Here is a 14,140-nt window from a genome sequence, read left to right as displayed (position 1 = left end):
ATGGAGATGGCTGAGCGCGACCAAGCACTGACAGAACCCAAGGCAGTGTTCGCGGCGTTGGCGGAGATCCTCTACTCCGCGGCAGACAGCGCCGAGGTGTACTCCGCGATCTGTTCGGCGGCTGTCGAGTTGATTCCCGGTTGCGACCACGCAAGTCTGATGCTGCGACGTGGAAACACCAACGTCACCGTAGCGGCGAGCGACGAGATCGCCGATTATGCAGACGATCTCGAGCGTGCCACCGGTGAGGGGCCGTGCATCGACGCCCTCGATACGGAGGCGCCGCAACTCGAGTCGGACCTTCGCACCCCGAATCAGTGGCCCGAGTTCGCTCGGAAAGTAGTGGCAGAGACACCCATTCGCGGATCGATGGGGTTCCGGCTGATGGTAGATCGTCAGAAGTTCGGTGCCCTCAACCTCTTCTCGGACACTCCGGGGGCTTTCACCGAAACCGTTGCCGACCACGCGATCATGTTGGCGTCATTTGCATCCGTGGCCGTCACTGCGCTGACGCGAGGCGAGGACGCCGACTCGCTGCGACGTGGTCTGGCAAGCAGCCGCGAAATCGGTCAGGCCGTCGGTCTGCTGATGGCACTGCATCGTGTGTCCGACGACGAGGCCTTCGACATTCTGGTGCGAACCTCACAAAACATGAACGTCAAGATCGCCGAATTGGCGCGCAAGGTCATCGTCCAGCATCGTTCGACTCTGGACTGAGCGCTTCGTTCGTCCCGGGAGCGCCGAGGAGTTGAGATCGCTTGCGATCCACCGTCTCTCGAAGAGCTGTCACCACCGCTGCGACCTCCGGGCGTCGCAAGGATTCCGAACGGGCCACCAACCAGTACGAAAGTCTGACTTCGATGTGAGCCGGTAGAACGCGAATCAAATCGTCGTGCTGCTCGGCCATGAAACAGGGGAGAAGGCCGATGCCGGCACCCGCGCGCGTTGCCTCGATGTGGACGAACACGTTGGTGGACGTGACGGCCTCGCGCATGGAAACCGTGAGCTTGCGAGCCAGATCGAGTTCGTCGACCTGCAGCATCGAGTCGATGAAATACACGAGCGAGTGTTCGGCCAGATCTTCGGCATTTTCGGGAACAGCATTCTGCCGTAGATACTCTCGGGAGGCGTACAAACCCAGCGCGTAGTCGGCCAGATGGACTGCTTCGGCGCGGTGAACGTGAGGCTTGCCGACCACAACCTCGATGTCGAGGCCCGAGCGTATCTGCGACGCCTTTCTGGTTGCGACAACAATTTCGACGCTGACGCGGGGATGGCGTCTGCGAACCGCGGCGCCGGCGGGCGCCGCGATGTATGCGCTGAATCCGTCGGTCGCCGAGACTCGCACGACGCCGTCGAGTTGCTGCTGACCGGTGGAGTCGAGCGCCAGTTCGTTCACCGCGGCCTCGATGCGCTCGGCCGCGCTGAGGGCTTGTCTGCCGAGGTCGGTCAGCTCCCAGCCGCCGGACGAGCGAACCAGGACACGGCCGCCGAGACACTTCTCGAGCGAGGAAATGCGGCGCGAGATGGTGGTGTGATTGAGGCCGAGGTCGTCGGCGGCGGTGTTGAAGCGACCGGTGCGACCGACCGCGAGAAGCACCAGTAGGTCGTCCGGGCTCGGTCCGAGAGTCATATCTGCATTTTTGCACCTATATGGTGCGAGATTTGTCATTGTCGTGCCATCAATCTGCACTGATACTCATCGAGTCACAAAAAATGTGCGAGCGGTCACATTCCTGATCGTGAAGAGCAGGCGAATCGCGAACTGAAGACGAGGGAGTCCACGATGAGCGTCGACAACATGCCGAAACCCGAGAGCCAAGCCCCACCATCGGGGCTGAAGAAGGTGGTCGGCGCCTCGATGGCGGGCACCGTGGTCGAGTGGTACGAGTTCTTTCTGTACGGCACGGCGGCCACGCTGGTCTTCAGCAAGGTCTTCTTCCCCGGCGGCGGCAACGAGCTGGATGCGATCATCGCGGCTTTCATCACCTACGCCGTCGGATTCGCCGCCCGGCCACTCGGCGGAATCGTCTTCGGATACTTCGGAGACAAATTCGGCCGAAAGCAGTTGCTGCAGTTCAGTTTGCTGTTGGTCGGCGCCGCAACGTTCTTGATGGGCTGCCTGCCTACCTACGGTCAGATCGGCTACTGGGCGCCGGCAATGCTGGTCACGCTGCGCTTCATCCAAGGATTCGCGGTCGGCGGCGAATGGGGTGGGGCGGTACTCCTGGTCGCCGAGCACAGCCCGAATCGATCGCGCGGATTCTGGTCGTCGTGGCCTCAGGCCGGCGTGCCGATGGGCAACCTGGTGGCGACGGTCGTGCTGTTGATCCTGACGTCGACGCTCTCGGACGAATCCTTCATGAGTTGGGGCTGGCGCGTTGCCTTCTGGCTCTCCGCGGTGATCGTTCTGGTCGGGTACTACGTTCGGACCAGGGTCACCGATGCTCCCATTTTCATTGCGGCGCAGAAGGAAGCAGAACTGGTCAAGGCAACCTCGTACAGCGTTTTCGAGGTCGTCAAGCGTTACCCGCGCGGAGTGTTGACCGCGATGGGGCTGCGTTTCGCCGAAAACGTCATGTACTACCTCGTGGTGACCTTCTCGATCACTTACCTCAAGGTCGTCGTTCATGCGGACACGGCGCACATCCTCTGGTGGATGCTGATGGCACATGCCGTGCACTTCGCAGTGATTCCGTTGGTAGGCAAACTGTCCGACACGATCGGTCGACGCCCGGTGTACATGATCGGCGCCGTCACCGCCGGAACGTGGGGATTCTTCGCCTTCCCGATGATGAACAGCGGGCACAATGCAGTCATCTTGTCGGCAATCATCATCGGGCTCGTGTTCCACGCGTTCATGTACGCCGGCCAACCCGCGATCATGGCCGAGATGTTCCCGACTCGGATGCGCTACTCCGGTGTCTCCCTGGGTTATCAGGTCACGTCCATCGTGGCGGGTTCACTGGCTCCGATCATCGCGACCGGATTGCTCAGCAAGTTCGACTCCTCGGTCCCCATCGCGATCTATCTCCTGCTGGCATCCCTGGTCACCATCGTTGCAGTCATTTTCGCGCGGGAGACCAAGGGAATCTCGCTCGAGTCCGTCGACGCCGCTGACGCCCGTGTTCTCGCCGACGAGCGGGCCGGTGTGTCTGTATGACGCTGACCGGAAAGTCTGCTCTGGTCACCGGTGGTGCCAGCGGGATCGGCGAGGCGTGCGCTCGACTCCTTGCCGCCCGCGGCGCGCACGTGACCGTCGCCGATCTCGACGACGTCGCCGCGAAGTCGCTGGCCGACGAGATCGACGGCACGGCGTGGGCCGTCGATCTCCTCGACACCGACCAACTCGTGGATCTGTCACTCGAGACGGACATACTCGTCAACAACGCCGGCATTCAACGGGTCAGTCCTATCGAGGATTTCGACGTCGAGGACTTCCGGAAGATTCAGCGCCTCATGGTCGAAGCGCCATTCCTCCTCGCTCGGGCCGCCCTGCCGTACATGTACCGCAACAGTTTCGGTCGCATCGTGAACATTTCCTCGGTCCACGGGCTCCGCGCTTCGGCATTCAAGAGTGCATACGTCACGGCTAAGCACGGACTCGAAGGACTGTCGAAAGTTGTTGCGCTCGAAGGCGCCCCACACGGTGTCACCAGCAACTGCGTCAATCCGGGCTACGTCCTGACGCCACTGGTGCGATCCCAGATCTCCGACCAGGCAAAGGTTCACGGAATCAGTGAATCCGAGGTTGTCGAAAAGGTGATGCTCACCGAGAGCGCAATCAAACGGATGGTCGAGCCTGCGGAGGTGGCATCGCTGGTGGGCTGGTTGGCATCGACCGAGGCGTCGATGGTGACGGGGGCGTCGTACACCATCGACGGAGGGTGGAGCGCCAGCTAGACCACGCGAGCTGCTGGGTTTTTCACGCTTCGGGGATCTCGATTCCGAACTTCTCGCGAGTGATGACCTCGGGTTCGGGACCACCGCGAACTCCGGTGTCGAGTGCGTCGATTGCGGAGAGTTCTTCGGCGGTGAGTTCGAAGTCGAACACGTCGAAGTTCTCCGCAATGCGTGAGGGAGTCACCGACTTGGGGATCACCTGGCGGCCCTGCTGGAGGTGCCAGCGGAGCATCACCTGTGCGGGAGACTTGCCGTGAGAGGAAGCGATAGCACCGATGGTGGCGTCCTCGAGGGTTGAGCCGTGAGAGCCGTCGCGATAGAACGTGATTCCGCCGATCGGTGACCATGCCTGAGACAGAATGCCGTGATCGGCGTCGGCCTCGAGCAAGGTCGACTGCCTGAAGTATGGATGGACCTCGATCTGGTTGACCGCCGGCACTACGGACGTTGCGTCCAATAGTCGGGTGAGGTGATCCGGCATGAAGTTACTGACTCCGATGGCACGAACCTTGCCGTCTGCGAGAAGTGTTTCCAGGGCCTTGTATGCGTCGATGGTGCGCTCGAACTCGCTCGGCAACGCCTGGTGAAGGATGAGGAGGTCAAGTTGCTCGACTCCGAGTTTGCCTGCGCTCTTGTCGAAGGCGTGCAAGGTCTCGTCGTATCCGTAGTCGGTGATCCAGACTTTCGTTTCGACGAAGATCTCACCGCGATCGAGACCGGATCGCCGGATCGCCTCGCCGACACCCTTCTCGTTGCCGTAGGCCGCAGCCGTATCGATATGGCGATAACCCACCGAAAGCGCGGACTCGACTGCGGCGACAGTTTCGTCCGGCGGGGTCTGGTAGACGCCGAAGCCCAGCGCGGGGATGTCGACGCCGTTGTTCAGTTTCAGGCTCGGGATGCTCATGTCGTCCACGGTAGCGGCGGCCACTGGTTCGGTGGGAGTGACTGCTCAGCCGGGTAACGGCAGTACCTCCCTCAACCGGCAGTACTTCAGCTCGGTTGGCAGGTGCCGCCGATGGGTAAAGCCTGCGCTCGTTCGCCTACCCAGCGGCCGATGTCGCTGAGCATCGCAGTACCGTCGGCGAAAGTGCCCGAGTCCGGCTTGGCTGCGATGGCGACAGCGAGTTGTCCGGTGCCGCTGCTGATGATCCCGAATTGGCGGACCAGATAGCCGCCGTCGTCGTCCGGCCCCCACCCACCCTTGAATCGAGCGGTTGGGATCACTCCCAGGCCCCAATGTTGGTCGGGGCTGATGCTGCCCATGAGCCCGAAGACTTCGATGGCGTCGCTCCGGCATGGCAGAGTGGCGGCGAATTGCGCTTGGACGGCAAGTGGCCATTGTGTTTGACCGAACGAGCTGAATTCTGGTCGTAGCGTGCGTGATTCCACGGTGGTGGACATATCGCCGGAGGCCACGAGGACTGACTCGACCTTCGCTGCGGCAGTGGTCGGATCGCCGAGGCCTCGCCACAGTTCTTCGGCTGACTCGTTGTCGGAGGTGGTGATCGCCTGCTCGACCGTGGTGAGTTGTGTGTTGTCGGTTTCGTGGAGGGCTGCGATGGACAGTGGGACTTTGATGGTGGACCAGGCGACTCCGTTCTGCCACTCGCCGGCAACGAGTGACTGACCGCCGCCGACGGGCACGAGTGCGATACCCACGGCGCCGCCGAGGGTGTTGCCCAGGGCCTCGAATCCGGCGAGCGGGCCGACACCGTTGCCCGGGGCGGCAGGAGTCTCTGTCGGCTCCGGTGGAACGACGACGATCTCGGTGATCGTCTCGACCTTCTCCGACGACTCGTCTCGCGTCGGAATCGTGCAGCCCGCGAGGGCTGCTGCAGAAGCAGTGGCGAGTGCAACCGCCAGGAGTCGTCGGCGCGTCCCGCTACGAGCCTCGACGCACTGCTCAATAGACATAGACCACCGCGTTGTTTCCGCCGGTACACGTGACGACTTTGTTGCCGGCGCAGTTCATCGAGTACCGAGTTCCCGTGACCGGACTGACCGCGCTGATGGAGACCGGGCCGCCGCGTCGGCCCTGGCTCACGTACTGGTAGCGCACTTCTTCGGCGAACTCACAAGACGTCACGCTGGTGCCGACGGCGGACGTTGTGAATTCGTTGTTCGAGAACACCGATCCACAACGCGCTGCGCTTGCAGGGACCGACTCGTTGGGCGCGGGTGTGACGACGCCGTTTTGCGGCGCGGCCGCGGGTGAGGTGATCACCACGGTTTCCGTGCGTGCGGAGTTCTCGTCGGAATTGTCGTTCAAGACAAGAGGGAGAACCCATACGTAGACCACGACGGCGACGAGTGCGACTGTGACAACTCCCAGTAAGACCCACAGCCATGCATACGATTTCGGCGGGCGGGGAGGCATCGGCGAATATCCAGTGCCTTGACCGTATGGGGGCCGGGGCGGGGTGTAAGCAGGCTGATGTCCCGAGTACGGCGCCTGACCGGGTGTGATGCCCGGCGGCGGAGGAGGGGGCGGAGGGAGAGGCGTCGTGTGGTTGGGGTCGTTGTTCCAGGGATACGGCGGCTGTGGTGTTGTCATTTCGGGCTGCTCCTCTGCCTACTTGATAGAAGTGGGCCGAGTTAGTCGTCGATCACCGCACATCGAAATTACCGATTGTTAGGTTTCTGCGAATTGCCCGTCTTAGTTATATACGACCGGTCTGACTTCTTTTGCACTTGTGGCTCGTCAATGAGTGAGCACTATCTTCAAGCCGACTATGAGGGTGGCGACGGCAGCGAGGCCGAAGGCTGCCAGATGTGTGTTCGTGCTGACTTTCTCGCCGTGAAGACGGCTGATCACGTAACTGGTGGATCCGATGCGCAGGATCAAGACGATTTCCGCGATCAACTGCGCCGTCCGTGGTTCCAGGAAGTTGAACCACGCCGTCGCGAGAATGGCGACAGGCACAACCGCGGAGGTGAGGATCGGGACAGAATCGCGCAGCGAGTCGATTCTCTCCGCGGTGGTGAGACGGCGGTCGTTGCGAATGCTCTCGCCGACGCTCTCGGCAAATGTGTGGGCGATGTACGTCGACAATGCCGTGCCGACCACAATCGCGGCACCCAGTGATTCCTGAGATTTTGTCACCGGGACGAGTGCGGCGAGGACAAGAATGTTGCCGTAGATGTACGCGGTGGTTCTCGCCGCCACACGTTCTTGTCCCAGCGGCGCACCGTGAGACGTGATCGGCCGGTTCAGCAGTGTTCGCAGGTCCCACTCCATGCTCAGAGCATGGCAGATCAGACCCTCGGGCTGTAGTGCATCGGATTATCTCGCTGCTCGAGCGGCGGTAGATTGCGGGCCGGCGTGTGGACCAGTGGAGCCCCGGCGGGAATTCTGCCGCTGGCTCGGTCCCATCCCGCGCGAGCGCGCGGTTGATACCGGTATCGCCACGGCACCAGGCGGAAGACGGCGTTGACGGTGCGGCCGACAGCGTTGTGAATTTTCTGATCGCGACTGGTCCACGAGTAGCCGAGAAGGTCGCGAACCGGTTGGTCGTACATGCCCACTGTCAGCCACACGAATCCGCGGGCGAGGGGAATCCGCGTGAGCCGCCACAACGGATTGGGTAGCCACGTCATGTACGGGGGCTTTCCCAGCCCCGACAAATCCAAGACGTCGCGGGTCGCTTTGTTGTCTTCGAGTACGTTGCGGCACATGTGGTCCCAATACTCCTGAAACGCCTCCCAGGTTTCGGGAACTGGGCGCATGCTCATCCCGTACAGGCGGTACCACTGAATGTGCTCGGTGAAGAGTTGTCGTTTCTGGGCCTCGGTCAGGCCACCGGAGAAGTTCTCGGCGGTGACGATGGTGCCCATGAAGAATGTCGCGTGCGCCCAGTAGAAGGTGTCGGGATCAAGGGCGTGGTACCGGCGTCCCAGCTTGTCGATGCCCTTGATCCGTGTGTGATAGCCACGGACTTCTTCGGCTGTCTGCTGCGCGCGATCGCCGTCGAAGACCACGCCGGCAATGGGATACAGCGAGCGGTACAGCCGTTCCCAGCGCTCGTCGAAGAACTGCGAGTGCTCCTCGACCCCGGCGCCGAGACCAGGGTGCATGTTTTGCATCGAACCTGCCCAGACACCTTGGAGCATCCCGCGCCAGTCGCCGAAATACTTCCAGGTCAGGGAATCCGGACCGAGGGGAACCGGGGTGCTGCTGTCGCCAAGTTGACTACGCATGTTGTCAGATTAGGATCGACAACAGCGGTAGTCAAGGATCGAATACCGGGTGCATTGAAGAACAAGTGTCGGCGAAGTGGGGAAGTTGTGGGCATCGAAGAACGCAGGGCCACTCGAAAGGCGACGTTGTTCGACGTCGGAGTGACACTGCTCGGTGCGGTCGACGGTCCGGCCGTCAACGTGCGAGCGGTCTGCAAGGCCGCTGGTCTGACCGAGCGGTACTTCTACGAGAGCTTCACCGATCGCGATCAGTACGTTGTCGCGGTCCACACGTTTGTCGCCGAGCGCGCGCAGTCGGCGCTCGCGACGGCAGTGGAGTCCGAGACGACATCCGAGGCAGTCGCCACCGCTGCGGTCGACGCTTTCGTCAAGCTGATGGTCGACGACCCGGCAATGGGGCGAGTGCTTCTGATCGCTCCGCTCTCGGAGCCGGTGCTGAGCGGACGCGGTATCGAATCGATGCCGGCGTTCGTGGACCTGGTGTACGACCAGTTGTCCGAGATTGCTGATCCGGTGGACAAGCAGCTGGTGGCAGTCGGGCTGGTCGGGGCGTTGTTCACACTGTTCATCGGTTATCTGGACGGCTCGATCGTCGTCGAGCGCGAGCGATTTGTGCGCCATTGCGTCCGGCTGCTGATCAACGCTAACCAGGCGTGAACGGCTGGCACGCGGGGCAGAAGAAGATATTTCGCTCGGTGAGCTGATCCGGTCCGAGGGTGTCTTCTCTGATGCGGGTTCCACATCGGCGGCAAGGTTTTCCGCGTCTGCCGTACACCCACGTTTGCCTACCTGGGCGGGTGTCGCCGGTGGTGACCCGGATGCGACGCGACTTGTTGACGTTGATGGTGCGGAATGACAGATCCACAATCGCGTCGAGGTTCCCGGCGCGGTGTGTCGGCGTCTTCGGGTGAATGCCTCGTAGGAAGCAGATCTCGTTGCGGTACACGTTGCCCAGTCCGGCCATCACGCGCTGATCCAGGAGCGCGATTCCGATCGGTACGGAGTCTGCAGCGCGAAGATTCTCGACGGCCACGGAACTGTCCCAATCGGTCCCGAGCAGGTCTGGTCCGAGGTGCCCGACGGCCTCCTGTTCCTGCCCCAGTTCGAGGATCTCGGTGATTCCCAGTGAAAAGCCCACTGCTACAGAGTCTTCGGTGGCCAAGATTATGCGCGCTTGGTGGGCGGGTCTGCGCCAGCGCTCGCCGGGGCGATAAATCTGCCACTGACCCTCCATCTTCAGATGCGTGTGAATGGACGCTTCGCCCACGCGGATCAGCAGATGCTTTCCGCGGCTGGCGACGGAATCCACACGATGACCCGACAGATCCACGGTGGCATAGCGAGGAACGCGGACATCGCAAGTGGTGAGTACCTTCTCGGCCAGGGCTGCGCGCAGATCGTTGGCGGCCCGCCACACGGTATCGCCCTCAGGCATGGTCGCCGCTCCAGCACTTCACGATCGCAACCATCATGACCTCAATCCTCATGACCTCAACCGGAATCCGCGAGGAGTGGCGGCGAAGCCGGCTTCGACCAGGACGGGAGCAAAATCGTTGCCGTGGATGGTCTCTCCGTCGACCTTCTCCACTACCAATTTGTCGACAGCGCGAGAAGTCACCTTCTGGGCAAGCGACAGCGCTGCCAGGCGCAAAGTTCCGCCGTCGTCGGTGAATGTCAGGATGGTGCGACCGCCTCGCTCGACGAACAGAACCAACTCGCCCTCCACCAGAACCACCAGTGCTCCCGCCTTACGCCCGGGCCGGTGTCCGGGTGACTCTTCGCCCCCCGACGCCGGCCACGGCAGTGCTGCGCCGTATGGATTGGCCGGGTCGCACGCCGCGAGAGTGACTGCAGCCGAGGAGGTGTGGCGCCCCTCGATGGAATCACCGAACGTGCGCAAGCGGTCGACCACGGGAGGCGTCGAGAATTGAGCGCCGCCCAGGGTGTCCACGAAGTATCCGCGTCGAGCGCGCCCGTTGTCCTCGAACGTGCTCAGTACCTTGTAGATCAACGCGAAACCGCCCGGCACGTTCTCGCTCATCACAGAACCGCGGGTGACTACGCCGTACCGTTCGAGCAGCAGATCAGCCGTGGCGTGCGCCCGGATAGTGGGGTCAGGTTCGATACCTGGCAGCTGGAACCACCGACCGGAGGCGGTTGCCGGTCCCGTGCGCGCCGGGGTGGAAGCGCGCGCCATTCCGCGGTACGGACGGGCACGAGGAACACGTCGAGGCGATCGGTGACTTGTGGTGGTTCTGGTGGTGTCCGAGAGAAGTGCGCGCAGCGGTGCCACGGTGTCGTTACCGATGTGTCCGAGCCACACCAACTCCCACAGTGCCGTCGTCACCGCACTGTCGACCGTGTCCGCAGCCGACTCCGTAGTTTGCAACGCGTCGACCAACTGGCGGAAGAAGTAGGCACCGCCGCCGGACAGCAGGTCGAGGATGCGTTTCTGCAACTCCGAGACGTCGGTGTCGGCGGGCGAATTGAGCGTGATCGGTGCCAGGTCGGCGGGGTGCAGCACTACCCACCCGTCTTTGCCGGAGATTGCTCCGGATCCGGACCACAGGACTTCGCCCGTCGAGGTGAGTTCGTCCAACATCGCGGGGGAGTAGTCGGCGACTCGGCTCGGCAGGATCAACGATTCGAGGGCGGACGCCGGAATCGGTACGCCCGCAAGTTGATCGACTACCGTTGCAACACCGTCGATTCCGCGCAGCGTGCCGCCCACATGCTGCCAACCGGGAAGGAAACGTCCGAGCGTTGCGGTACTGACCGGCTCGACCTCCTGCCGTGCCGCGGCGAGCGAGCGACGCCGCAAGCGGCGCAGGACTTCGGCGTCGCACCATTCGCTCCCAGTTGCAGACGGTCGGAATTCTCCTTCGAGAACACGCTTTTCGAGCGCGAGCCGACCGAGAACGTCACGCGCGACGGATACTCCGATACCGAAGCGTGCAGCCGCATCCGTGAGAGTGAATGGTCCGTGGGTGCGTGCGTATCGGCTCAGGAGGTCGTCGAGTGGCTGATCGACCGGCTCGATGAACGCGGCCGGAACCCCGATGGGTAGGGGAACGCCGAGTCCATCGCGAAGGCGCGCTGCATCTTCGACGACGGTCCACCAACTCTCGCCCGCATAGGAGACGTGGAGGGCACGTTTGTCTGCGACCAACTTGTCGAGCCACGAGACCGGATCTTCGAGACAGCGTTCGGTGACTTCTTCGGTGGTCAGCGGGCCGAGCATGCGGAGGAGGTCGGCGACGCCCTCGAGGTCCTTGGCCTTGCGGTCCGGAGCGAGCCGTTGCAGTTCACGTTCTGCCTGCTCGATCACTCCGGCGTCGAGCAGCTCGCGCAGTTCGACGCGGCCGAGGAGTTCGGCCAACAGCGTGGAGTCCAACGACAGTGCGGCGGCGCGTCGCTCGGCCAGGGGGCTGTCGCCCTCGTACATGAACGCGCCCACGTAGTTGAACAGGAGCGCACTTGCGAACGGTGAAGGCGAGGGCGTCTCCACTTCGACTATTCGAATCTGGCGCCGTTCGATCTTGCCGAACAATTCCTTCAGTGCCGGCAGGTCGTAGACGTCCTGCAAGCACTCACGCACGGTCTCGAGCAGGATCGGGAATGTCGGGAACTTGCGAGCGACGTCCAGCAGTTGCGCCGACCGCTGACGTTGCTGCCACAGTGGGGCACGCTTGCCGGGATTGCGGCGTGGGAGAAGCAGTGCGCGGGCTGCACATTCGCGGAATCGGGAGGCGAACAATGCCGAGCCACCCACCTCCTGGGTGACCAGATCTTCGATGTCCTCGACGTCGAAGGTGAACAGTTCGGCGCCGGGAGGTTCGTTCTCGGTGTCGGGGAGACGGATGATGATGCCGTCGTCGGAGGCCGTCGGACTGGAATCGACGCCGTATCGTTCCTGCAAGCGGGCCCCGATGGCGAGGGCCCACGGTGCGTGTACCCGTTGGCCGTACGGGGAATGCAGCACCAGACGCCAATCGCCGAGTTCGTCGCGGAAGCGCTCGACAACCAGCGTTCGATCCGACGGGACCTGCCCGGTGGCATTCTTCTGCTCACCGACGAGTTGGATCAGATTGGTTGTGGCGTTGTGATCGAGCCCGCCCACGCGACAACGCTCGACGACGTCGGCTTCGTTACCCAGCGCGGTCTCTCGAACGAATTGTCCCAACGCCTGTCCGAGTTCGGCAGGACGACCGAGTCCGTCGCCATGCCAGAAGGGCAAACGACCGGGCATGCCGTAGGCGGGGCTGACCAGAACCCGATCGAAGGTGATCTCCTCGATCCGCCAACTGGTGGCGCCGAGCGCAAAGACGTCGCCTACCCGGGATTCGTAGACCATTTCTTCGTCGAGTTCGCCGACTCTTGATGCTTTCTCACCGACCATGTAGACCGTGAAGAGGCCGCGGTCGGGGATGGCGCCGCCGGAAGTGACTGCCAAGCGCTGCGAACCGGGGCGGCCCGTCAGAGTGTTGGACTCGCGATCCCAGACCAGGCGCGGACGTAATTCGGCGAACTCGTCCGAGGGGTACCGCCCGGCGAGCAGATCCAGAGTCGACTCGTAGGCCGAACGGGGAAGCGTTGCAAAGGAACCGCTTCGGCGCACCGTCTCGAACCAGTCGTCGACGTCGATCGGCTCGAGTGCAGTGGCCGCAACAGTTTGCTGGGCAAGGATGTCGAGGGGATTGGCGGGAACGGCCATCGCCTCGATCTTGCCTTCGACCATACGCTCGACGGTCACCGCGCAGTGAATCAGGTCGGTGCGATGTTTGGGGAAGACGACGCCTCGTGAGATCTCGCCGACCTGGTGGCCGGCGCGACCGACACGTTGCAGGCCGCTGGCAACCGAGGGCGGCGCCTCCACCTGGATGACCAAGTCGACGGCGCCCATGTCGATTCCGAGTTCGAGACTGCTGGTGGCGACGACGCATCGCAATCGACCCGATTTGAGATCGTCTTCGATGAGGGCTCGCTGGTCTTTGCTGACCGATCCGTGGTGGGCGCGAGCAAGGAGGGGTTCTGCGCCGTAGTTGACCTCGGTGGGAGCTCCGATCTGCGCGGGCGGGCGAGGTGTTTTCTCGACGGCCAGACCGATGCGTTCTGCATGAATCTCGTTGAGCCTGGCTGTCAATCGTTCGGCGAGGCGCCGAGAGTTGGCGAACACGATGGACGATCGGTGATCGAGCACGAGGTCGACGATCTGTTCCTCGACGTGGGGCCAGATCGAACCGGCTTGCAGGGTGGGGGATTCGGAACCGTCGGCGGGCGTCGCGATACCCAATTCGGTCATGTCCTCGACGGGGACACGGACCGTGAGATCGAAGGTCTTGGCGGCAGGCGGTGCCACGATTCGGATCGGTGCCGAACCGGCGAGGAACCGCCCGATCTCCTCGTGGGGACGGACAGTGGCCGACAATCCGATGCGTTGCGCCGGACGCTCGAGCAAGCCGTCCAGACGTTCCAGAGAGAGCGCAAGGTGCGAGCCGCGCTTGGTACCCGCCACCGCGTGAACCTCGTCGACGATCACGGTGTCGACGCCGACCAGTGTTTCCCGGGCAGCGGAGGTGAGCATGAGGAACAACGACTCCGGCGTCGTGATCAGGATGTCCGGAGGACGCTTGATCAACGAGCGCCGATCGGCCTGGGACGTATCGCCGGAACGGACACCGACGGTGATCTCTGGCGGGGTGAGGCCCAGACGTTTCGCAGTTTGTGTGATGCCGACCAGCGGCGCGCGAAGGTTCCGTTCGACGTCCACGCCCAGCGCTTTGAGTGGCGAAATGTAGAGGACTTTGGTGGCGCGTTCGCCTTCGTCCTTCGCGGCGAGTTGATCGAGGGCCCACAGGAACGCCGACAATGTCTTGCCGGAGCCGGTGGGTGCGACGACAAGTGTGTGAGAGCCACTCGCGATGGATTCCCAGGCACCGAGCTGCGCAGCAGTCGGAGCGCTGAAAGCGCCGCCGAACCACTCGCGTGTGGCGGGCGAGAACCTACTGAGGACGTTGGTCACGACCACCATATTGCC

Annotated in this window: 12 protein-coding genes; 4 read left to right on the top strand and 8 right to left on the bottom strand. The window is 62.8% G+C overall.

Annotation, left to right across the window (positions count from 1 at the left end):
• Positions 1-717, top strand: coding sequence for a GAF and ANTAR domain-containing protein (locus CPI83_RS18865; RefSeq protein ID WP_019747714.1), 717 nt, complete (start codon positions 1-3; stop codon positions 715-717).
• Here CPI83_RS18865 and CPI83_RS18860 read toward each other — a convergent pair.
• The gene (locus CPI83_RS18860) at positions 686-1,633 is read right to left on the bottom strand and encodes a LysR family transcriptional regulator (protein ID WP_097387554.1); all 948 of its coding nucleotides are present in this window, start codon (positions 1,631-1,633) and stop codon (positions 686-688) included. The genes CPI83_RS18865 and CPI83_RS18860 overlap by 32 nt on opposite strands.
• A 153-nt stretch (positions 1,634-1,786) precedes the next feature.
• On the opposite strand from CPI83_RS18860, the gene CPI83_RS18855 reads away from it, so the two are divergent.
• Both CPI83_RS18855 and CPI83_RS18850 read left to right on the top strand, forming a co-directional pair.
• Entirely contained in the window at positions 1,787-3,163 is a 1,377-nt protein-coding gene (locus CPI83_RS18855) for an MFS transporter (protein WP_097387553.1), read from the top strand.
• Entirely contained in the window at positions 3,160-3,903 is a 744-nt protein-coding gene (locus CPI83_RS18850; RefSeq protein ID WP_029255017.1) for a 3-hydroxybutyrate dehydrogenase, read from the top strand. The genes CPI83_RS18855 and CPI83_RS18850 overlap by 4 nt, the downstream gene beginning before the upstream one ends.
• A gap of 22 nt (positions 3,904-3,925) precedes the next feature.
• On the opposite strand, the gene CPI83_RS18845 is transcribed toward CPI83_RS18850, so the two are convergent.
• The 5 genes from CPI83_RS18845 to CPI83_RS18825 form a co-directional block, all read right to left on the bottom strand.
• Positions 3,926-4,810, bottom strand: a complete 885-nt coding sequence (locus CPI83_RS18845) for an aldo/keto reductase (RefSeq protein WP_029537905.1) — start codon at positions 4,808-4,810, stop codon at positions 3,926-3,928.
• A gap of 86 nt (positions 4,811-4,896) precedes the next feature.
• Complete coding sequence (locus CPI83_RS18840; protein ID WP_097387552.1) at positions 4,897-5,820, bottom strand: hypothetical protein; 924 nt, start codon at positions 5,818-5,820, stop codon at positions 4,897-4,899.
• Positions 5,810-6,460, bottom strand: coding sequence for a hypothetical protein (locus CPI83_RS18835; protein WP_020969177.1), 651 nt, complete (start codon positions 6,458-6,460; stop codon positions 5,810-5,812). Before CPI83_RS18835 ends, CPI83_RS18840 begins: the two co-directional genes overlap by 11 nt.
• 147 nt (positions 6,461-6,607) lie before the next feature.
• Entirely contained in the window at positions 6,608-7,144 is a 537-nt protein-coding gene (locus CPI83_RS18830) for a hypothetical protein (RefSeq protein WP_019747719.1), read from the bottom strand.
• A gap of 17 nt (positions 7,145-7,161) precedes the next feature.
• The gene (locus CPI83_RS18825; RefSeq protein ID WP_046378317.1) at positions 7,162-8,103 is read right to left on the bottom strand and encodes an oxygenase MpaB family protein; all 942 of its coding nucleotides are present in this window, start codon (positions 8,101-8,103) and stop codon (positions 7,162-7,164) included.
• A gap of 87 nt (positions 8,104-8,190) precedes the next feature.
• On the opposite strand from CPI83_RS18825, the gene CPI83_RS18820 reads away from it, so the two are divergent.
• Positions 8,191-8,760, top strand: a complete 570-nt coding sequence (locus CPI83_RS18820; protein WP_097387551.1) for a TetR/AcrR family transcriptional regulator — start codon at positions 8,191-8,193, stop codon at positions 8,758-8,760.
• On the opposite strand, the gene CPI83_RS18815 is transcribed toward CPI83_RS18820, so the two are convergent.
• Both CPI83_RS18815 and CPI83_RS18810 read right to left on the bottom strand, forming a co-directional pair.
• Positions 8,747-9,538: a DNA-formamidopyrimidine glycosylase family protein gene (locus tag CPI83_RS18815; protein WP_069145875.1), complete on the bottom strand. Its 792-nt coding sequence runs from the start codon at positions 9,536-9,538 to the stop codon at positions 8,747-8,749. The genes CPI83_RS18820 and CPI83_RS18815 overlap by 14 nt on opposite strands.
• A gap of 48 nt (positions 9,539-9,586) precedes the next feature.
• A complete protein-coding gene (locus tag CPI83_RS18810; protein ID WP_097388212.1) occupies positions 9,587-14,134 on the bottom strand; it encodes an ATP-dependent helicase in 4,548 nt (1,515 codons plus the stop codon).
• Between the last annotated feature and the right edge of the window lie 6 nt (positions 14,135-14,140).

Origin of the sequence: Rhodococcus sp. H-CA8f (assembly GCF_002501585.1) — a bacterium.
GTDB lineage: Bacteria > Actinomycetota > Actinomycetes > Mycobacteriales > Mycobacteriaceae > Rhodococcus_F > Rhodococcus_F erythropolis.
Note: the sequence above shows the minus strand (reverse complement) of the source record. Positions and strands in the feature narration are given on the sequence as shown.